Genomic DNA, 20,176 nt, shown 5'->3' with positions numbered 1-20,176 from the left:
CTCCTTCGATTCCCGCTGGGGGAGGATTACTTCACGAACCCGATCTTCGGGTAGTCGTACGGGTTGTTCGCGTAGCCCGGCGAACCGTAGTTGGCCACCGTCTTGCGGACGGCGAAGGCGCCGACCGACTGGAAGATCGGAAGCTGGTGGCCCAGCGCCCAGATCTCCTTGTCCGCGGCGTTGATGTCCGCGGCCCGCTTGGTGTCGTCCAGTTCCTGCGCGGCGGTGTCGAGCAGCTGGTTTTCCTTGTCGCTGCCGATCCGGCCGTAGTTCTGGTTGACGTTCTTCGGGTCGAGGTAGTAGATGCCCTTGCTGCCGCCGATCGGGAACGAGTTCGAGATCCAGCGGAACAGCGTGAGGTCGAAGTTGCCGACGTTCACGTAGTTCTTGAAGAACTCGGTCGACGGGACCGCGACGATGTCGATGCCCACGCCGATCGCCTTCAGCTGCGACTGCAGGATCTGGCCGGTCTGCTGGCTGATCGGGGTGCCCGACGGGATGACCAGGCGCAGCTTCAGCTGCTTGCCGTCCTTGGCGCGCAGGTCGCCGGACTGCTTCCAGCCCAGCTTGTCCAGCTCGGCCTTGGCCGCGTTCTGGTCGAACTTGTACGGGCCGCTGTTGTCCTCGTAGGTCTTAGAGCCCTTGAGGAACAGGTGGTTGCCGATCGGCGTCGTGTCCTTCTGCATCTGGCCGAGGATCGACTTCGCGATGGTCACCGTGTCCACGCCGCGCATGACCGCCAGCCGCAGGTCCTTGTCCGCGAGGATCGAGGACGGGGCGCCGTTGAGCGTCATGTGCGTGTAGTCGGGGTAGGCCGACTGGCGCACGACCGCGTTCGGGTCCGCCTGGGCCCGCTTGAACGCGTTGATGTCGTTGTTCAGCGGGTAGAAGTCGATCTGCCCGTTGGCGAACGCGTCCGCCAGCGCGGGACGGTCCACGACCTTGTAGGTCACGGTGTCCAGCTTCGGCTTGTCGCCCCACCAGTTCGGGTCGCGCTCGAACACCGCGGTCTTGGCGGTGTAGTCGACGCTCTTGATCTTGAACGGACCCGCGGTGATCTGGGCCTTCTGCGCCCAGCCCTTGTTGAAGGTGTTGGCGTCGGCCATCGCCTCCTTCGGGTACAGCGGCGAGAACAGCGACTTCCACTCCGCGAACTTCTTCGCGAAGGTGACCTTGACGTCGAGGTCGTCAGTGCCCTTCTCGACCTTGGCGATGTCCTCGTAACCCGTGGTGCTGGACACCTGGTAGGCGGTGTCCTTGCCGTTCAGCGCCTTCGCCATCGCGGCGAAGTCCTCCCAGGAGAACTGGCGCCCGTTGCTCCACTTGGCCTTCGGGTTGATCTTGTACTCGATGACCTGCGGGTCCTTGCTGACGATCTCAGCAGAGGTCAGGTAGTTCTTGTCCAGGCCGACCGTCGCGTCCGCGTTCTGCGGGAACGGGTAGGGCAGGATCGCGCCGAACATGCTCGCGCCGTCCAGGACCGTGCCGTCGACCTGGTAGTAGTTCCAGTTGTCCGGCAGCTGGTCGACCGGCCACTTGAAGTCGCCGCCGTCCTTCACCTTGTCCATCGGCTGCGCGTTGATGTCGGCGGTCTTGACGCCCGAGGAACCGGTGTCCTGCAATCCCTTGTCGCCGCCGCCGCTGCCTCCGCCGCAAGCGGCGAGCAGGAGCCCCAGAGCGGCAACGGGGGCCACGATCGCGGCCATTCTCCGTCGCATGTGTTTACCTTCCTTCTTCTGGTGTGCCAACGGATCGTGGCTACACGACTTCGCGGGTTTTGGCGTAGTGGCACGCGACGTCGTGGTCCTCGGCGCGGGATTCGCGCGGAGGTTCGACGTCGACGCACTTCTTCTTGTCCTCTTCGGACAGTTGGGAGAAGACGAAACACCGGGTGCGGAACCGGCAGCCCGACGGCGGGTTCGCCGGGCTGGGCAGGTCGCCGGTGAGGATGATCCGGCCGCGTTCGCGTTCCTTGGCCGGGTCCGGGATCGGGATCGCGGACAGCAGCGCCTGCGTGTACGGGTGCTGCGGCGCCTCGAAAACCGTGCGGACGTCGCCGATCTCCACGATCTTGCCGAGGTACATCACGGCCACGCGGTCGGCGATGTGCCGGACCACCGACAGGTCGTGCGCCACGAACAGGTACGACAGGCCCAGCTTGGCCTTCAGCTCGTCCAGCAGGTTGATCACGCCGGCCTGGATCGACACGTCGAGCGCGGACACCGGCTCGTCGAGCACGATCAGCTTCGGCTCCAGCGCGAGCGCCCGCGCGATGCCGATGCGCTGGCGCTGCCCGCCGGAGAACTCCGCCGGGTACCGGTCGGCGTGTTCGGGGCGGAGCCCGACCAGCCCGAGCAGTTCCGGCACCCGCTGGTCGATGCGCTCCTTCGAGAACCCGTGCGTCACCATCGGCTCGGCGATGATGTCGCCGATCGGCAGCCGGGGGTCGAGCGCGGCCATCGGGTCCTGGAAGACCACCTGGAGGTCGCGGCGGATCGACTTGCGGTCCTTGCCCGCGAGCTTCGCCACGTCCTTGCCGAGCACCGCGACCGAACCGTGCGACGGGGCCGCCAGTTCGAGGATCTCCATCAGCGTGGTCGACTTGCCGCAGCCGGATTCCCCGACCAGGCCCAGGGTTTCGCCCTCGACGATGTCGAAGGTGATCCCGTCGACCGCGCGCACGACGCCGACCTTGCGCTTGAAGACGGTGCCCTTGCTGACCGCGTAGTGCTTCTGCAGGTCCTGCACGTCCAGCACGGTCGAGCGCTCGGTGCGCGGCAGGGACGCGACCTCGGCCTCCTCGATCACCTCGGCGCCGTAGACCTCGGCGGCGTCCGCGTCGGGACGGGCGAGTTCCTCGGTGCGGATGCAGGCGGCCCGGTGCGTCGTGTCGACCGGCGCGTTCGGGTTGCCCGGCGTGATCGTGAACAGCTCCGGCTCGGCCGTCCGGCAGGCGTCGATCGCCAGCGGGCAGCGCGGCGCGAACGGGCAGCCCTGCGGCAGGTTCACCAGCGACGGCGGCTGGCCCTCGATCGGCACCAGCGGCTGCTTCTCCCGCGCGTCGACACGGGGAATCGAACCGAGCAGGCCCAGCGTGTACGGCATCCGCGGCTGGGCGTAGATCGTCTCGACCGGACCTTGCTCCACCGCGCGCCCGGCGTACATCACCATCAGCCGGTCGGCGAACCCGGCGACCACGCCGAGGTCGTGCGTGATGATCACGATGCCCGCGCCGGTGACCTCCTGCGCGGTCTTCAGCACCTCCAGCACCTGCGCCTGCACCGTCACGTCGAGCGCGGTGGTCGGCTCGTCGGCGATGATCAGGTCCGGGTCGTTGGCGATCGCGATGGCGATCACCGCGCGCTGGCGCATGCCGCCGGAGAACTCGTGCGGGAACGCCTTCGCCCGCGCCGCCGCGTTCGGGATGCCGACCAGGTCGAGCAGTTCGACCGCGCGGTTGTTCGCCTGCTGCTTGGTGATCGTGCCCTTGCCGTGCACCAGCAGCGCTTCGGCGATCTGCGCCCCGACGGTGTACACCGGGGTCAGCGCCGACAGCGGGTCCTGGAAGACCATCGAGATCTTCTTGCCGCGGATCTTCGACAGCTCGGTGTCGGACTTGCCGATCAACTCGCTGTCCTGGAACCGGATCGAGCCCGACACGCGCGCCTGGGGCGGCAGCAGCCCCATCACCGCCAGCGACGACACCGACTTGCCCGAACCGGACTCGCCGACGATGCCGAGCACCTCGCCGGCCTCGACCTGGTAGTTCAGCCCGCGCACCGCGTGCACGCGGCCGGACTCGGAGGGGAAGGACACTTCGAGGTCGGAAACCTCGAGCACGGTGCCAGTCGGCTTGCCCGTTTCCGCGCTCAGTTCGAGTGCGGCGCTCATGCTTCTGCTCCCACGGTCTGCGTCGAGGCGGTCGACTGGGTTTTTTCTTCGATCCGCTTGCGTTCCTTGCGCCGCGAACGGCTGGACGACGGGTCGAGCGCGTCGCGCAGGCCGTCGCCGACGAAGTTCACCGCGAGCACGGTGAACACCAGGAAGCCGGCCGGGATGTAGAACAGCCACGGGAACGTCCGGACCGCGTCGGAACCCGCCGAGATCAGCGTGCCCAGCGAAACGTCCGGAGCCTGCACGCCGAAGCCGAAGAACGACAGCGACGTCTCCATGATGATCGCGACGCCGACGTTGATCGTCGCGTCGATGATCAGCAGCGAAGCCATGTTCGGCACGATGTGCTTGAAGATGATCCGCCACGGGGACTGGCCCATGAACTTGGCGGCCTTCACGAACTCGCGCTCGCGCAGCGTCAGCGTCATGCCGCGGACGATGCGGGCGGTGATCATCCACTGGAACAGCGCGATCAGGCCGACCAGGATCAGCCAGGTCTTGCCGCGGAAAGCGGGCGACAGGATCGAGATGATCAGGAACGGCGGCAGGATCAGCAGCAGGTCGACGACCCACATCGACACCCGGTCGGTCCAGCCGCCGAAGTAGCCCGCCGCGGAGCCGACGATCGAGGCCACGCCGGTGGAGAACAGCGCGGCCAGCAGGCCGATGGTCAGCGACTTCTGCAGCCCGCGCATGGTCTGCGCGAACATGTCGCCGCCGATCTGGTTGGTGCCGAACCAGTGCGTGCGGTCCGGCGGCATCAGCGTCGAGGTCGGGTCCAGTTCGTCGTAGCCCCACGGCGAATACCAGCTGTAGGTGAACGCCAGCACGTAGAACAGCAGGATCACGACGAGCCCGACGAGGGCCAGCTTGTTGCGGAAGAACCGGCGGGCGACGAGCCTGCCCCGGCTGGAGGACTTCCCGGTCTGCTGCGAGGCGTCCGTTTCGGTGGCGGCGACGGCCGAGTCGGCGAGGTCGGCCTCGTTCAATGGGGCGGCCATCAGATCCTCACCCTCGGGTCGAGCGCGGCGTAGAGCACGTCCGCGAGCCAGCCGGCGAGCAGCACGCAGATCGCGATGAACAGGGTCACGGTGGTGACGATGTTGGTGTCCTGCTTCTGGATGCCGGTCACCAGCCAGTCGCCCATGCCGTACCAGCCGAAGATCTTCTCGGTGAAGACGCCGCCGGTGATGAGCAGGCCGAAGCCGAACGCGAACAGCGTCGCCATCGGGATCAGCGCGGTGCGCAGGCCGTGCTTGAACAGCGCGCGCCTGCGGGTGAGGCCCTTGGCCTGGGCGGTGCGCAGGAAGTCCGAGCCGAGCACGTCGAGCATCGCCGAACGCTGGTAGCGGCTGTAGTAGGCGACCTGGGTCAGCACGATCGCCAGGGTCGGCACGATGATGTGCTGCAGCCGGTCGAGCAGGACGTCGCCGAAACCGCCGTCGACCGCTCCGCCCTCGCCCTGCACGATGAAGAACTGGTAGCCGTCGAGCAGGTTGTCGTTGACCGACTGCGCGCCCGCCTTGAGGATCGTGGCGATCACGAACACCGGCGTCGACAGCACCACGAAGGAGAACGTGGTGGCGATGTAGTCGCTGATCTTGTACTGCCGGATCGCGCTGACCACGCCGACCAGCACGCCGATGATGATGCCGATCGTGATCCCGAGCAGGAACAGCCGCAGGCTCACGCCCGCGCGGCGGAACAGTTCGTCGGTGATCGCCTGATCGGCCACGGTGCGGCCGAAGTCGCCCTGGAACACGCCGCCCAGCCAGGTGAAGAACCGGTGCGGGATCGCCTGGTCCAGGTGCAGCTCGGCGGCCTTGGCGTCGATGGTCGCCTGCGGAGCCGGCGGATTGCGCAGCTTGAGCGCGTCCAGCGGGCTGAACGACAGCGACGCCAAGGAGAACGCCGCGAAAGTCGCGACGAGGCACAGGGCGATGTAGTTGACGAGTCTGCGGAGGAGGAACCCGATCACAGTTGCCTCGCTTCACCGGGGCCGGAGGATCCGCTCCGCGCCGCCGGGCATCCCTGGCTCGCTCGCGATTGAGTTTTCGTCGAAAACACTGGGCGGTGCTGCCTTCCAATACTGACGCTCGTTGTGGGCGCAGCTTAATGGCGATCACTCGTTGCGATCTTCGTTTTCAGGCAACCAAACAATCACGATTTCCGCGTTCGGGCAGAGAACAACCGACTTTCGCCTCTTGCCCGGGTCCCAGTGTCGCGGTGGGTGCGCGACTGTGCACCGGCGATGAGTATTCCGGAACGGTTCCGGGGGTTCCGGGTGAACGGTTGTGAACAGGAAACGGACATGCGCGCAACACCGCCGCTCCGAGTCGCCGCGTACTCGCATGTTCGGGTGCACGTTCGCCCGCCGCGATTCGCTGCGCGGATTACCCTTGCGCCGCAGCGTAATTCGCATCGGATCCGGTGTCGCCGGGTTTTCCGGAGTCGTCCGCGTCCACTGTGGTCAGACGAAGGAAGGATTTCGCGGAAATGCCGGGCCGATGCCGCGGCGGCGTTGTCGGTAAACGCAGAAACCCCGCCGCTGCGTAGTGCGGGGCGGGGTTTCTCGCGGGAACCGGAGAAGCTCAGTCCAGGTAGTCGCGCAGCACCTGCGAACGCGACGGGTGACGCAGCTTCGACATCGTCTTCGACTCGATCTGCCGGATCCGCTCGCGCGTGACCCCGTAGACCTGGCCGATCTCGTCGAGGGTGCGCGGCTGGCCGTCGGTGAGGCCGAAACGCAGCCGGACCACGCCCGCCTCGCGCTCGGACAGCGTCTGCAGCACCGACTGGAGCTGGTCCTGCAGCAGCGTGAACGACACCGCGTCGACCGCGACGACCGCCTCGGAGTCTTCGATGAAGTCGCCGAGCTGCGAATCGCCCTCGTCGCCGATGGTCTGGTCCAGCGAGATCGGCTCGCGCGCGTACTGCTGGATCTCCAGGACCTTCTCCGGCGAGATGTCCATCTCCTTGGCGAGCTCCTCGGGCGTCGGCTCGCGGCCGAGGTCCTGCAGGAGTTCGCGCTGTATGCGGCCGAGCTTGTTGATGACCTCGACCATGTGCACCGGGATGCGGATGGTGCGCGCCTGGTCGGCCATCGCGCGGGTGATCGCCTGGCGGATCCACCACGTGGCGTACGTCGAGAACTTGTAGCCCTTGGTGTAGTCGAACTTCTCCACCGCGCGGATCAGGCCGAGGTTGCCCTCCTGGATCAGGTCCAGGAACGCCATGCCGCGGCCGGTGTAGCGCTTGGCCAGCGACACGACCAGCCGGAGGTTCGCCTCCAGCAGGTGGTTCTTGGCCCGCTCGCCGTCGCGCACGATCCACTTGAGGTCGCGGCGCATCTGCGTGACGAGCTTCTCGCCCTCCTCCTCGGCGGTGCGCACGCGCTCGGCGGCGTAGAGCCCGGCCTCGATCCGCTTGGCGAGCTCCACCTCCTCCTCGGCGTTCAGCAGCGCGACCTTGCCGATCTGCTTGAGGTAGGCGCGGACCGAGTCGGCCGACGCGGTGAGCTCGGCGTCCTTGCGCGCCTGGCGCAGCGCCTCGGACTCCTCCTCGTCCCACACGAAGTCCGGGTTGTCCGAGGACTTGCCGCCCTTCTCGGCGGCGCTCGCGCGGCGGCGGGCGGCAGTGGACGTCGCGGCGCCCGCGGCCCCCTCGGTCGCCTCGGCCTCGTCCTCGGAGTCGTCGTCATCGTCGTCGGTCTCGTCGTTGACCGTCTCGTCGACGACGTCGACCTCGACCTCTTCGAGATCGGACAGATCCGGGCTGTCGAGTTCGGCCTCGTCGAGGTCGACCGGGCCGTCGGGATCGCCGTCGTCGGTCTTCGGACCCTTCGCGGCGGCCTTCTTCGCCGGAGCCTTCTTGGCCGGAGTCTTCTTCGCGCCCGCCGGCTTCGCGGCGGTCTTGCGCGCCGGGGACTTCGCCGCTCCGGTGGCTGCCTCGTCGGCCGGCTCGCCGGCTTCGGTCGCTGTCTTCGTCCCGCCTCGGGTTGCGGTTCTTGCGGCTGCCACTTACGCCCTTTCGCAGCGGTCGATCATGACGAGCCGAGATGTCGCCACCTCAGCTGCCTCACATTCGGGGAACACGCCTCGGCCTGCGGTTTTGCCTCCGCAGCTCCTGCGCCGTGTTCCATTGTAACGACGTCGGCCCACTGCGTCGCGAAGCGATCACCCTCCGGCCCCCTTCCCGGCGCCTCCCGGTGACCGGTCCGAGACCCGGCGCGGACCCGGCGGTCAGTGCCCGGCGCCCTCCGCGGCGGCCGCGGCGGCCCCGACGATGCCCGCGTTGTTCTGCAGCGACGCGACGACCACCGGCGTGCGGATGTCCAGCAGCGGCACCCACTTCTCGGCCTTCTTGCTGACGCCGCCGCCGACGATGAACAGGTCCGGCCAGATCAGGTTCTCCAGCACCGAGAGGTACCGGTGCACCCGCTTGGCCCACTGCGGATACGACAGGCCCTCGTTGTCCTTCACCGAAGCGGCGGCGCGTTTTTCCGCGTCGTGGCCGTCGACCTCGAGATGGCCGAATTCGGTGTTGGGCACGAGCTTGCCGTCGTGGAACAGCGCGCTGCCGATGCCGGTGCCGAAGGTGAGCAGCGCGGTCACGCCGGTGCGCGCGGCCGCGTCGCCGAAGCGGATCTCGGCGAGGCCCGCGGCGTCGGCGTCGTTGAGCATCGTGACCTCGCCGACGCTCTTGCCGAGCCGCTTCGCGAAGAGCGCCTCGGCGTCGGTGCCGATCCACTTGTGGTCGATGTTCGCCGCGGTGTGCGCGGTGCCCCTCTTGACCACCGCGGGAAGCGTCACGCCGACCGGGCCGTCCCATTCCGCCGCGCGGACGATCTCGGCGACGACGTCCGCCACCGCGTCCGGCGTCGAGGGCTGCGGCGTTTCGATCCGGTGCCGGTCCCCGATGAGCTGTCCCTGTTCCAAATCGACCAGCGCGCCTTTGATCCCGCTGCCGCCGATGTCGATTCCGAAACCTCGGGTCGCCGTCACTGACGTGGTCCCTTCTCGCACGATTCAGAAGTCTGCTGCGGAGACTTTAACCGGATGTGGTGACATGGCGGGCGTGGGAGTTGACGAGGCGATGCTGAACGACCTGAAGAACACCTCCGAACAGGTCGCGGTCGAGGCCGCGCACCTGGTCCGGACGGCCTGGGTGCGGATGCGGTCCGGCGGCGAGGTCGCAGTGGACACGAAGTCCGCTGAGACCGACGTGGTGACCGCGGTGGACCGGGAGTCGGAGGAACTGGTCCGCGCCCGGCTGGAGCGGATCCGGCCCGGGGAACCGGTGCTCGGCGAGGAAGGCGGGGGAGCGCTCGGGGGCGGCGTCACCTGGGTGGTCGATCCGATCGACGGGACCGTCAATTTCCTGTACGGCCTGCCGGCCTTCGCGGTGTCGATCGCGGCGCAGATCGACGGGGTGTCGGTCGCGGGAGCGGTCGTGGAGCCGGTGAGCGGCCGGCGCTGGACGGCCGTCCGCGGCGGCGGTGCGTGGCTCGACGGCGAGCGGCTGTCGGTGTCCGCGGCGGACCGGCTGGACCTGGCGCTCGTCGGGATGGGCTTCTCCTACGCGCAGGACCGCCGGATCCGGCAGGGCAAGCTGACCGCGGATCTCGTCGGGCAGGTGCGCGACATCCGCCGCCGGGGCGCGGCTTCGCTGGACCTGTGCGCGGTCGCGGCCGGATGGCTGGACGGATTCTTCGAGCACGGTCTGCACCGCTGGGACTGGGCGGCCGGAGCGCTGGTGGCGCAGGAGGCGGGCGCGACGGTGCTGCTGCCGGGCGAAGCGGCGGATCTGGGGGAGGACGCGACGTTCGCGGCCTCGCCGGGGATCGCGACGGAACTGCGCGCGGCGCTGGTCGCGGGAGGTGCGGCGGAGGTGTGACCGCGGGCCGGCCCTGCTGACCTCGTTCGCGGGGTCAGCAGGTGACGGAGCGCGCCGAGGCCAGGAGCGTCTGGTCGATCACCGGCGCGCCCGGACTGGCGGACTGCTCGCTGCCGCCGCCGCCCTGGTGCGCCTGCGACCAGGCGGTGAGCTGCTTGAGGATCTTGACCGCCTCGGGCCGCGGCTGGACGTCGGTGAAGAGCTTGCCGGTGGCGAGGTCGACGGAGGCGTCCTTGCGGGTGTCGTGCACCAGTTCCGCGCAGGGCACCACCAGGCTGACCGTGCGGGCCGCGGCGGCGCCGTTGTCGCCGTACCGGATCTGGCCGCGGCAGCGCGCGTCGCCCTTCGGGTACGCCGGGTCGTTGGCGGGATCGCCGATCGCGGTGAAGCCGAGTTCGCGCAGCGCGTTGGTGGCGATGCTGCCCTGCCCGCGCGTGCTGCTGGCGTTGAGCACCTTCAGCGCGACCTTGTCCGGGGGCATCGGCGACCGGTCGTCCAGGCCGTTGTGCGGGACCGAGGTGTAGGTGATCCCCGGCGGCGCCTTGGGCTCCGGGCTGCAGCGCACCGCCTCGTCGATGTCGCCGCGGCCGACCACGGCGTTGACCCAGACGAACACCGCGCCGAGCGCGAGCACGCCGATCACGATCAACGCGGGCAGCGGACGGTGCTTGCGGTAAGGCCGCGCACCACGGTTCCCCGCCCCGTTCCCCGACGCCACCTGCCCCGTCCCTTCCCCTCGCAGAACCGGCCGCGGTCGCCCCGCCGCGCCTCGCGGTAACCGCCAGCGTACGCACCGGCGTGGTAGCCGGTGAGCCTAGGCGCTGTTCGCGACGCGCGGTGTCGCGGGTCACCTTCACCCGTTCCGCGTAATGCCCCTCCGCGGCGATCGCACCACGGACGGCTGCGCGCGAGCAAGCCGACTCGGCGGCGAGGTGATGTTTACGACGCCGGGGCAACCCGAACGGAGGACAGGCGTCTCACCTGCGCGTTCCCCCCTCCCGGGTGACGCTGGACCGGCAATGTCCGACTCGGTGCGAGACGCGTCCGGCGGTGAGCTACCCTTCCCGGGCTCCGGCCGCAGAACGAGGCCCGCCAGGCTGAGACCTGGGTCACTCGCGGGCCGGGCACAAACAGGGGCGCTGGAACGTTGACCAGCGGCACGACCGGTATCGGGCGCCTCCGGAACCGGTGCAGGACGACACGCTGAATCGCAGGGGTGAGGGACACCATGGCTACCGACTACGACGCTCCGCGCCGCAGCGAAGCCGACGAGCTGGCCGAAGACTCGTTGGAGGAGCTGAAGGCCCGGCGGAACGAGAACCAGTCCGGCGTCGTCGACGTCGACGAGGACGCGACCGCGGAGAACTTCGAACTTCCCGGCGCGGACCTTTCCGGGCTCTCCGGGGAAGACATGACCGTGAAGGTCGTGCCGAAGCAGGCGGACGAGTTCACCTGCTCGGTCTGCTTCCTGGTGCACCACCGGAGCAGGCTCGCCGAGGACAACGGCGGCAGGCTGATCTGCCGCGATTGCGCCTGACCTGGGGATTTTCACAGGGAGATCTAGGGGAGATTCACGGGGTCAGCGTTTTCGCGGTCTTGGGAAGACCGGGTAAGCACGGGGGTCGGCCGGTGGTCGGCCCCCTTACTCGTGTTCTGACTTCTCGTCGCCTGGCGGCGACATCGGCTTGTGGTTGCGTGGGGCACCCCGAAGCTTGATTGTGCTGACGGTTCGGGGGTGCTTGTCAAGGCGGGAAAGATGCCTTGACAAGCACCCCCGAACCGCAGATGAGCTTCGTATCGGGGTGCGGGGGAGGTGTGGGTGCCTCGCTCGTTGGGTGCACTGGCTGCGGTTTTAGGGTCGTGAGGGGAACCCTGAGGGAATCAGAGTCTGTGAGGGTTCCCCTCACGGCCGGCGCGTGGGGTCAGGCGTTGTTGCGGAGCAGTTCCATTACTCGCTTCGGCTTGCGGGTGCTGAAGAGCCAGTACGGGGTCGGGTCGGCCGGGTCGGTCAGGGTGATGCGGACTGCGGGGCCCACCCAGCCTCGGTGCAGGACGAAGGCGGCTGGGTCGCCGTCGCGGCCCAGGGCGTGGCGTTTGGCGTCCTTTTCCACGACGGTGATCTCGCCGACGTAGCGGAGCGGCAGGTGGGCGTCGCCGACCCAGAGTTCGGGGTCGTCTCCGCTGGTGATCTTGATTTTCGCCCTGCCCAGCGACAGCAGGAGGGCGGCCATGACCGGCACGGCGATCGCGAGCGGGATCCACATCGGGATGGACGGGTAGCCCAGGTGGACCTCGACGCCCAGCAGGATCGCGCCTGCCATCGGCAGGGGCCAGCCCCACCACGGCAGGTAGAGCCGTTCGGAGTGTGCGACGACGCCCGTCGCGGCGGTGTTCACGCGGTCAGCCACAGGACAAGGGTAGTCTCGCCGCCCGTGTCCAGCGTTCAGGTCCTCCTCCAGCGGCTCGACCCCGAAGTCCCGCCGCCCGCCTATGCCCGGCCCGGCGACGCCGGGGCCGATCTCGTCACCACCTCGGATATCGTGCTCGGACCCGGAGAGCGCGGGGTCGTCGGCACCGGGGTCGCGATCGCGCTGCCCGCCGGGTACGCCGGGTTCGTGCATCCTCGCTCGGGGCTCGCGGCGCGCGTCGGATTGTCCGTGGTGAACACTCCCGGCACGATCGACTCGGGCTACCGCGGCGAGATCAAAGTCTGCCTCGTCAATCATGACCCGCGCGAGAAGATCGTGCTGGCGCGCGGCGACCGGATCGCGCAGCTGGTGGTCCAGCGGGTCGAGCACGCGGAGTTCGTCGAGGTCGCCGAACTCGAGACGACCGAACGCGGCGCGGGAGGTTACGGCTCGACCGGCGGGCACGCCACACTGGCACCCGGCGCCGGAGACACCGGCGCGGGCACCGGGGAAGGAACGGAACGATAGTGGGGATTTTCGGACGCAAGCGCCGGTCCGGCGACGACGAGACCGGAGGCGTCGCTTCCCAGCGCGGCGAGAACGCCGAAGCTGACGGCGCCGACGACGCGCTCGAACCCGAGGACCAGCTGTCGGAGACGACCGACGGCCCGTTCGACGCCGCCGAAGCCGAAGAAGACGGCATCCCGCGCATCGACCTGGGCTCGGTGCGCGTGCCGGTGCCCGACGGTTCGCAGGTGCAGGTCGAAATGGACCCGGAGGAAGGCGGCGTGCGCGCGGTGCACGTCGTGACCGAGGTCGGGCAGATCACCGTCAGCGCCTACGCGGCCCCGAAATCCGGCGGCCTGTGGCGCGAGGTGAGCAACGAACTGGCCGACCAGCTCCGCGCGGACGGCGCGAAGGTCAACGTCGGCCGGGGCGAATGGGGCATGGAACTGTCCGCGATCGTCGGCGACGTGGCCCTGCGCTTCGTCGGAGTCGACGGCCCGCGCTGGATGCTGCGCGGCGTGATCGCGGGTCCGCAGTCCACCGCCTCGCAAGCCCCCGAGGTGCTGCGGGCGATCGTGCGCCGCACTGTCGTGGACCGAGGCAACTCCCCGATGCCGGTGCGCACCCCGCTCCCGATCACCCTGCCGGACGCGGTCGCCCAGCACATCGCCGAACAACAGGGCTGACCGCTTTCGCTCTCCAGAAGGCCCTCGCGGACACCGTTCCGTGAGGGCCTTTTCGGCGCATCCTCACAACGCCCGCAAAAACGCCAAAACAGTCGCCCGCCCCAAAGCCTCGCGATCCCGCCCCATCGCGGCGAGCGACGTCTCCCCGTACCGCCCTCGCGGCAACGCGCGAGCCCATTCCCGGGCAACCGAAGCTGGATGAACCGGATCATCCGCGCATCCGCCCACCCCGGCCGGAACGTCCACGCCCCGCAAGTCCGCCAAAGCTGGCGCGGCTCTCCCCGCCGCCGCCCGCAGCCCGGCCTCCAGGCCCGCCCCGTGCCGCCGCCAAGCCCGGTCCAGCTCCTCCGCGAGCCACTCCGGGCTCCCCGCCGCGGCCTGTGCCAGCGCCCCGTCCACCCCCTTGGCGGCCACCAGATCCGCTGTGACCGTCGCGGCCAGCGCCGCGGGTGCTTGCCCGGATTCCCCGTTCCAAGCCGGGAGCGCCGCGAGCAGCCCCCCGCAACGCCCCGGATTCGCCGCCGCCCATTCCGCCGCGAGATGCGCCCCGAACGAGATCCCGCCCACCAGGACCGTCCCGTGCCGGTCAGCGAGACGGTCCAGTTCGGCCAAAAACGCTTCCGCGAGACCCGCCCCGGGCGCCGGCGCGGGCGTGATCATCGGCACGCCGAGCGCGGCGAGCGGGCCGCCGAACACCGAGCGCACGAAGATGTCGTCCGAGCCGGTGCCGGGAAGCAGGACGGCGGCCGGGAGACGGATTGCGGACGTCACGTTGCGATCTTGCCGCAAACCCGTTTCCCTGGCTGAGACCGCAGCTACGCTGGAATACGCACGGGCCGAACGAAGTCGGGGGCCCCGGAGCACAGGAGCACACCATGTCCGCCAAGGACGGCGGCTACTTCAGCCGGTTGGTTCGCAAGCTGACCAGCGACGTCGAGGACCTCGACGCCGACGAGATGTCCGAGAGGTCGGGTGCCGAAGGCGCGCAGCGCGCCTGTGACTGCCGGTCCGGCGAAGAGGTGACGGTGCTCGGCAGGCTCCGCAGCGTCGAGCTGTCGCCGACCGACGGGCCCGCCTCGCTGCAGGCGGAGCTGTTCGACGGCACGCAGGGCGTGACGCTAATCTGGCTGGGCAGGCGCCGGATTCCCGGCATCGAGCCCGGCCGTACCGTCAAGGTTCGCGGCCGGATGGCCGAACGGGACGGGCAGAAGGTGCTCTACAACCCGTATTACGAACTCCAGAGCCCGGTAGGGTGATCAACACTCGTGACTGAACCCGCTGCTCCCCGCGACGACAAGGACGCGCCCGGAAACGGGGACGAGCCCGAGCGGCAGCCGACGCTGATGGAGCAGATGGGCGGGGTTTCCGGCCTGTTCTACTCCTCGGTGCCGGTCATCGTGTTCGTCCTGCTGAACGCGTTCTTCGGGCTCACCGTGGCGATCTGGGGCTCGATCGGCAGCGCGGTGGCGATCACCGTCCTGCGCGTCGTGCGCAAGGAGCCGCTGCAGCCGGCGATCTCGGGATTCTTCGGCGTCGCGATCGCGGCGTTCATCGCGTTCCGCACCGGGTCCGCGAAGGGGTTCTTCCTCTTCGGCATCTGGGCGAGCCTCGCGTACTGCGCCGTGTTCGTGATCTCGGTGGTGGTGCGCTGGCCGCTGGCGGGCGTCGTGTGGAACGCGCTCAACGGCAACGGCACCGCCTGGCGCAAGGACAAGCCGTCCCGCTACGGCTACGACGTCGCGACGCTCGCGATGGCCGTCATCTTCGCCGCCCGGTTCGTGGTGCAGCGCTGGCTGTACGACGGCGACCAGACCGGCTGGCTCGCGTTCGCCAAGATCGCGATGGGCTACCCGCTGTACGCGATCGGGCTGCTGGTGGTCGTCTGGGCGGTCCGCCGGTCCGACAAGCGGCTGAAGGCGCTCGCCGAGGAAGAACCGGAGCCGGAGACCGACGCGCAGGTCGAGGCGCGGCTGCGGCAGAAGTACGCGCAGGCGCCGACTCCGGAGACCTGATCCGACTTACGAAAAAAGGGCGGACCCGTCGCGGGCCCGCCCTCTTTCACGTCTCAGTAGCCCAGCGCCGTCCGGATCTCCGGCTCGACGTCCGAGGTCGCGACGAACAGCAGCTCGTCGCCCGCCTCGAGCGGGTCCTCCGGCTGCGGCACGATCACCCGGTCGCCGCGCAGGATGGTCACCAGCGCCGCGTCGCGCGGCAGCGCCAGTTCGCTCACCGGCTTGCCCGCGAGCGGCGTCTCCTCCGGCAGGGTGAGTTCCACCAGGTTCGCCTGCCCCTGCCGGAACGTCATGAGCCGCACCAGATCGCCGACGCTCACCGCCTCCTCGACCATCGCGGCGAGCATCCGCGGGGTCGACACGGCCACGTCGACGCCCCACGCGTCGGTGAACAGCCATTCGTTGGCCGGATTGTTCACCCGCGCCACCACGCGCCGCACGGCGAACTCCGTCTTCGCCAGCAGCGACACCACGAGGTTCGCCTTGTCGTCGCCGCTCGCCGCGATCACGACGTCGCAGCGTTCGATGCCGGACTCCTCGAGGATCGACACCTCGCACGCGTCGCCGAGCACCCAGTCGGCCTGCGGAACGGATTCCGGCTCGAATTGGTCGGCGTCCCGCTCGATCAGCATCACCTGGTGGTTGCCGTCGATGAGCTCGGCGGCGATGGACTGCCCGACGGCGCCCGCGCCCGCGATCGCGACCCGCATCAGTTCTCCTCCTCGGGGGCGCGAGCGGCCAGGCTCGTCACGTCTCCGACGGTGCCCGAACGCGCCGCCACCCACACGTCGTCGTCGGCTTGCACGACGGTTTTCGCGTCCGGCAGCACCGGGGTGCCGAACCGCATCATGAACGCGACCCGCGCGCCGGTGGTCTCCTGCAGCTCGTGCACGCTGCGGCCGACCCAGCCCTCGTGCAGCGGCAGTTGCAGCAGCGCGACGTTGCCGGACGGATCGCGCCAGGCGGAGGCGACGCCGTCGGGCAGCAGGGTGCGCAGGAACCGGTCGGTCGTCCACGGCACGGTCGCGACGGTCGGGATGCCCAGCCGTTCGTAGACCGCGGCGCGCTTGTGGTCGTAGATGCGCGCGACCACGTGCTCGACGCCGAAGTTCTCGCGCGCGACCCGCGCGGAGATGATGTTGGAATTGTCGCCGCTCGAAACGGCCGCGAAAGCGCCCGCGCGCTCGATCCCGGCCTCGACGAGCACCCGGCGGTCGAAACCCGCCCCGACGACCTGCTGGCCGTGGAAGTCGCTGCCCAGCCTGCGGAACGCCTGCTGGTTCTTGTCGATGACGGCCACGTCGTGGCCGAGCCGCTCCAGCGCCGCGGCCAGAGACGCGCCGACGCGGCCGCATCCCATGATCACCACGTGCACGCTTAGCCTCCTCGCAGGGTGCGGATGACCCGTCGGTGGGTACCCTCGGACACCAGCGCCGAACCTACCTTGCGGCGACCCGGTTACGTCCACCGTCCTCCCCTCCACCGCCCTCAGCGGGGGAGCTTCGCTCCGCTGTACATTCTGCAGGTGTCGAAGTTCCCGACAGTGCTGAAGCGACTGGTCCTAGGGCGCCCGTTCCGCAGCGACCGTCTCGCCCACACGTTGTTGCCCAAGCGCATCGCGCTGCCCATTTTCGCGTCCGACGCGCTGTCCAGCGTGGCCTACGCGCCGGAGGAGATCTTCCTGACGCTGAGCGTCGCGGGCCTGTCCGCGTACGCCTTCGCGCCGTGGATCGGGGTCGCGGTCGCGCTGGTCATGCTCGTCGTCGTGGCGTCGTACCGGCAGAACGTCCACGCGTACCCGAGCGGCGGCGGCGACTACGAGGTCGCGACGACCAACCTCGGCGGGAAGTTCGGCCTGACGGTGGCGAGCGCGCTGCTGGTCGACTACGTGCTGACCGTCGCGGTGTCCACTTCGTCCGGCGTCGCGAACATCGGCTCGGCGATTCCGTGGGTGGCCAACCACAAAGTGCTCGCCTCGGTCGTGATCGTGGCCGTGCTGACCGCGCTGAATCTGCGCGGAGTGCGCGAATCCGGCAAAGCGTTCGCCATTCCGACTTACGGGTTCATCGCCGGCATCCTGCTGATGGTCGTCTGGGGGCTCTTCCAGACCGTCACCGGCACCGAGATGCGCGCCGAGAGCGCGGGTTTCACGCTGCACGAGGAAGGCAACTGGGCGGGCATCGCCTTCGTCTTCCTGATCCTGCGGTCGTTCTCCTCCGGCGCGGCGGCGCTGACCGGGGTCGAGGCGATCAGCAACGGCGTGCCCGCGTTCCGCAAGCCGAAGTCGAAGAACGCGGCCACCACGCTGCTGCTGATGGGCGTGCTCGCGGTGACGATGCTCGTCGGCATCATCACGCTCGCGATCGTCACGAAGGTGAACTTCGCCGAGGACCCGGCGCGGCAGCTGGCCGGCGCGCCCCCCGGCTACGAGCAGAAGACGATCGTCGCGCAGATCGCGCACGCGGTGTTCGCCGACTTCCCGCCCGCGTTCTACTACATCTCGTTCTCCACCGGCATCATCCTGCTGCTGGCCGCGAACACCGCGTTCAACGGCTTCCCGGTGCTCGGCTCGATCCTCGCCCAGGACCGCTACCTGCCGCGGCAGCTGCACACCCGCGGCGACCGGCTGGCGTTCTCCAACGGCATCCTGTTCCTCTCGATTTTCGCGCTCGTGCTGATCATCGCGTTCGACGCCGAGGTCACCCGGCTGATCCAGCTGTACATCGTGGGCGTGTTCGTGTCGTTCACGGTCAGCCAGGCGGGCATGATCCGGCACTGGAACCGGTTGCTGGCCAAGGAAACCGACGCGGCGGCGCGGCGGCGGATGCGCCGTTCGCAGACGGTGAACGCGATCGGCCTCACCATGACCGGCACCGTGCTGGTGATCGTGCTGATCACCAAGTTCCTGCTCGGCGCATGGATCGCGATCGCCGCGATGGTGGCGATTTTCGCGTTGATGACCGCGATCCGGAAGCACTACGACCGGGTGTCCGAGGAACTCAAGGACATGGGCGACGCGCCGACCGTGCTGCCCTCGCGCAACCACGCGATCGTCCTGGTGTCCAAACTGCACCGGCCGACACTGCGCGCGCTGGCGTACGCGAAGGCGATGCGCCCGGACGTGCTCGAGGCAGTGACGGTCAATGTGGACGACGCCGACACCCGCGCGCTCACCCACGAGTGGGAAGCGCACAAGTTCAAGGTACCGTTGAAGGTCGTCGAATCCCCGTACCGGGAAATCACGAAGCCGGTGCTGGATTACGTGAAGCGGGTCCGCGGCGCCAACCCGCGCGACGTCGTGACGGTGTTCATTCCGGAGTACGTCGTGGGGCACTGGTGGGAGCAGGTGCTGCACAACCAGAGTGCGTTGCGGCTCAAGGGAAGGCTGCTGTTCCAGCCCGGCGTGGTCGTGGCGAGCGTGCCGTGGCAGCTGGAGTCGTCGCAGAAGGCGGTGGCGCGGCTGCGCAAGGCCCGTCCGTCCGCCGGTGACGTCCGGCGCGGCTTCACGCCGACGACGCCGCGTCCCCCGGACGCCCCGAAGCCAGCCCCTGCGACAAAGGAATCATCAGAATGACCGAGAGCTGGCTAGGCCGGATCCTGGAACTGGAAGTCGGCCCAGTCGCGCACGGCGGGCACTGTGTGTCGCGTGTGGACGGACGAGTGCTGTTCGTGCGGCACGCGCTGCCCGGCGAACGCGTCCGGGCCGAAGTGACCGAGGACAAGGGCGGCTCGTTCTGCCGCGCCGACGCGATCGAGGTGCTGAGCGGGTCCGAGCACCGGGTGACGCCGCCGTGCCCGCTCGCCGCTCCCGGCGGGTGCGGAGGCTGCGACTGGCAGCACGCCGAACCGGCCTACCAGCGGGAACTGAAGGCCGCGGTGGTGGCCGAACAGCTGCAACGGCTCGCCGGGATCACCCGCGACGTGGTCGTGGAACCGCTCGAAGGCGGCCCGCTCGGCTGGCGCAACCGGGTCCGCCTCGTCGCCGGACGCGACGGCCAGGCCGGGTTGCGCGCGCACCACAGCCACCGCGTCGTCCCGATCGACGACTGCCCGATCGCGGTGCCGGGCTCGCTCGACACCGCGCTGAGCAAGCGCTGGCGGCCGGGCACCGAACTGGAAGTCACCAGCGACGCAGAGAACCACCTCCACCTGCGCGAACTCGCCACCGTGCGCGGGCGGACGCAAGGCAAGCAGCTGTCCGGCGGCATGGCGATCCAGCACGCGGCCGGCCGCGACTGGCGGCTCGACGCGCACGGCTTCTGGCAGGTCCACCCGCAGGCGGCGGACACACTCGCGGAACTCGTGCGGGAGTGGGCGGCCGCGCCACGCGGCGGGGTCGCCTGGGACCTGTACGCCGGGGTCGGCCTGTTCGCCTCGGTGCTAGCCGACCAGGTCGGCCCGGACGGCCAGGTGCTGGCCATCGAATCCGGTCGGCGCGCGGTCTCCGACGGCGAGCGCAACCTCGCCGACCTGCCGCAGGTGAGCTGGCGTTCCGGACGCGTGGAACACCTCATCGGAGACGCCCCGACGCCGGTCGACGTCGTGGTCCTAGACCCGCCGCGCAAGGGCGCCGGCCGAGCGGTCGTCAACGCGATCGCCGAGGGCGAACCGGACCGGATCGTCTACGTGGCCTGCGACCCGGCGGCTCTCGCGCGGGATGTGCAGTTCTTCTCGGAGCACGGGTATTCGCTGACGGATCTGCGGGCTTTCGACGCTTTCCCGATGACGCATCACGTGGAGTGCGTGGCGCTGCTGCAGTGACTTTTGTTGCGGC

At 69.2% G+C, this 20,176-nt stretch carries 19 protein-coding genes; 8 read left to right on the top strand and 11 right to left on the bottom strand.

The genetic code is table 11. The annotated features are described in order from the left end of the window. Positions 1-26: 26 nt before the first annotated feature. The 6 genes from DMP23_RS04250 to ppgK form a co-directional block, all read right to left on the bottom strand. Positions 27-1,718, bottom strand: a complete 1,692-nt coding sequence (locus DMP23_RS04250; RefSeq protein WP_337820226.1) for an ABC transporter family substrate-binding protein — start codon at positions 1,716-1,718, stop codon at positions 27-29. A 40-nt stretch (positions 1,719-1,758) separates the two neighbouring features. Beyond that, a complete protein-coding gene (locus DMP23_RS04245; protein ID WP_037819153.1) occupies positions 1,759-3,891 on the bottom strand; it encodes an ABC transporter ATP-binding protein in 2,133 nt (710 codons plus the stop codon). Beyond that, positions 3,888-4,895, bottom strand: coding sequence for an ABC transporter permease (locus DMP23_RS04240; protein WP_337820225.1), 1,008 nt, complete (start codon positions 4,893-4,895; stop codon positions 3,888-3,890). The genes DMP23_RS04245 and DMP23_RS04240 overlap by 4 nt, the downstream gene beginning before the upstream one ends. Beyond that, entirely contained in the window at positions 4,895-5,872 is a 978-nt protein-coding gene (locus DMP23_RS04235; RefSeq protein WP_037819149.1) for an ABC transporter permease, read from the bottom strand. Before DMP23_RS04235 ends, DMP23_RS04240 begins: the two co-directional genes overlap by 1 nt. Before the next feature lie 613 nt (positions 5,873-6,485). Next, on the bottom strand, positions 6,486-7,913 hold the full coding sequence (locus tag DMP23_RS04230) for an RNA polymerase sigma factor (protein ID WP_134666455.1): 1,428 nt from the start codon (positions 7,911-7,913) through the stop codon (positions 6,486-6,488). 222 nt (positions 7,914-8,135) lie between these two features. Further along, positions 8,136-8,897, bottom strand: coding sequence for a polyphosphate--glucose phosphotransferase (ppgK, locus tag DMP23_RS04225; RefSeq protein ID WP_037819144.1), 762 nt, complete (start codon positions 8,895-8,897; stop codon positions 8,136-8,138). Positions 8,898-8,961: 64 nt separating this feature from the next. On the opposite strand from ppgK, the gene DMP23_RS04220 reads away from it, so the two are divergent. Further along, a complete protein-coding gene (locus DMP23_RS04220) occupies positions 8,962-9,789 on the top strand; it encodes an inositol monophosphatase family protein (protein WP_337820224.1) in 828 nt (275 codons plus the stop codon). A gap of 34 nt (positions 9,790-9,823) precedes the next feature. On the opposite strand, the gene cei is transcribed toward DMP23_RS04220, so the two are convergent. Then, positions 9,824-10,507, bottom strand: coding sequence for an envelope integrity protein Cei (gene cei / locus DMP23_RS04215; RefSeq protein ID WP_037819138.1), 684 nt, complete (start codon positions 10,505-10,507; stop codon positions 9,824-9,826). Positions 10,508-11,017: 510 nt separating this feature from the next. Here cei and DMP23_RS04210 point away from each other — a divergent pair. Beyond that, positions 11,018-11,326 carry a DUF4193 domain-containing protein gene (locus tag DMP23_RS04210; RefSeq protein WP_013224476.1) on the top strand — a complete coding sequence of 103 codons (309 nt, stop codon included), beginning with the start codon at positions 11,018-11,020 and terminating at the stop codon, positions 11,324-11,326. Positions 11,327-11,711: 385 nt separating this feature from the next. Here the strand turns inward: DMP23_RS04210 and DMP23_RS04205 are convergent, their stop codons facing one another. Then, positions 11,712-12,197, bottom strand: coding sequence for a DUF3093 domain-containing protein (locus DMP23_RS04205; protein WP_337820223.1), 486 nt, complete (start codon positions 12,195-12,197; stop codon positions 11,712-11,714). 24 nt (positions 12,198-12,221) lie between these two features. Between DMP23_RS04205 and dut the strand changes: the two genes are divergently transcribed. Further along, on the top strand, positions 12,222-12,725 hold the full coding sequence (gene dut, locus DMP23_RS04200; protein WP_043838363.1) for a dUTP diphosphatase: 504 nt from the start codon (positions 12,222-12,224) through the stop codon (positions 12,723-12,725). Beyond that, complete coding sequence (locus DMP23_RS04195; protein ID WP_037819129.1) at positions 12,725-13,390, top strand: DUF3710 domain-containing protein; 666 nt, start codon at positions 12,725-12,727, stop codon at positions 13,388-13,390. Before dut ends, DMP23_RS04195 begins: the two co-directional genes overlap by 1 nt. 63 nt (positions 13,391-13,453) lie before the next feature. Here DMP23_RS04195 and DMP23_RS04190 read toward each other — a convergent pair whose 3' ends face one another. Continuing rightward, on the bottom strand, positions 13,454-14,161 hold the full coding sequence (locus tag DMP23_RS04190) for an alpha/beta hydrolase (protein ID WP_337820222.1): 708 nt from the start codon (positions 14,159-14,161) through the stop codon (positions 13,454-13,456). A gap of 104 nt (positions 14,162-14,265) precedes the next feature. On the opposite strand from DMP23_RS04190, the gene DMP23_RS04185 reads away from it, so the two are divergent. Together DMP23_RS04185 and DMP23_RS04180 are read left to right on the top strand one after the other, a co-directional pair. Next, on the top strand, positions 14,266-14,646 hold the full coding sequence (locus DMP23_RS04185; protein ID WP_009075573.1) for an OB-fold nucleic acid binding domain-containing protein: 381 nt from the start codon (positions 14,266-14,268) through the stop codon (positions 14,644-14,646). Positions 14,647-14,655: 9 nt separating this feature from the next. Further along, positions 14,656-15,402 carry a DUF3159 domain-containing protein gene (locus DMP23_RS04180; protein WP_037819126.1) on the top strand — a complete coding sequence of 249 codons (747 nt, stop codon included), beginning with the start codon at positions 14,656-14,658 and terminating at the stop codon, positions 15,400-15,402. A gap of 53 nt (positions 15,403-15,455) precedes the next feature. Here the strand turns inward: DMP23_RS04180 and DMP23_RS04175 are convergent, their stop codons facing one another. Together DMP23_RS04175 and DMP23_RS04170 are read right to left on the bottom strand one after the other, a co-directional pair. Further along, on the bottom strand, positions 15,456-16,112 hold the full coding sequence (locus tag DMP23_RS04175) for a potassium channel family protein (protein WP_009075577.1): 657 nt from the start codon (positions 16,110-16,112) through the stop codon (positions 15,456-15,458). Next, on the bottom strand, positions 16,112-16,777 hold the full coding sequence (locus tag DMP23_RS04170) for a potassium channel family protein (RefSeq protein ID WP_037819124.1): 666 nt from the start codon (positions 16,775-16,777) through the stop codon (positions 16,112-16,114). The genes DMP23_RS04175 and DMP23_RS04170 overlap by 1 nt, the downstream gene beginning before the upstream one ends. Positions 16,778-16,927: 150 nt before the next feature. Here DMP23_RS04170 and DMP23_RS04165 point away from each other — a divergent pair, with 150 nt between their 5' ends. Both DMP23_RS04165 and DMP23_RS04160 read left to right on the top strand, forming a co-directional pair. Beyond that, entirely contained in the window at positions 16,928-18,976 is a 2,049-nt protein-coding gene (locus tag DMP23_RS04165; RefSeq protein ID WP_134666449.1) for an APC family permease, read from the top strand. Beyond that, positions 18,973-20,163, top strand: a complete 1,191-nt coding sequence (locus tag DMP23_RS04160; protein ID WP_337820221.1) for a class I SAM-dependent RNA methyltransferase — start codon at positions 18,973-18,975, stop codon at positions 20,161-20,163. The genes DMP23_RS04165 and DMP23_RS04160 overlap by 4 nt, the downstream gene beginning before the upstream one ends. The last annotated feature ends 13 nt before the right edge of the window (positions 20,164-20,176 follow it).

It is taken from the genome of Amycolatopsis sp. A1MSW2902, assembly GCF_017312175.1.
Taxonomy (GTDB): Bacteria; Actinomycetota; Actinomycetes; order Mycobacteriales; family Pseudonocardiaceae; genus Amycolatopsis; species Amycolatopsis nivea.
This window is presented reverse-complemented; position numbering and strand designations above follow the sequence as displayed.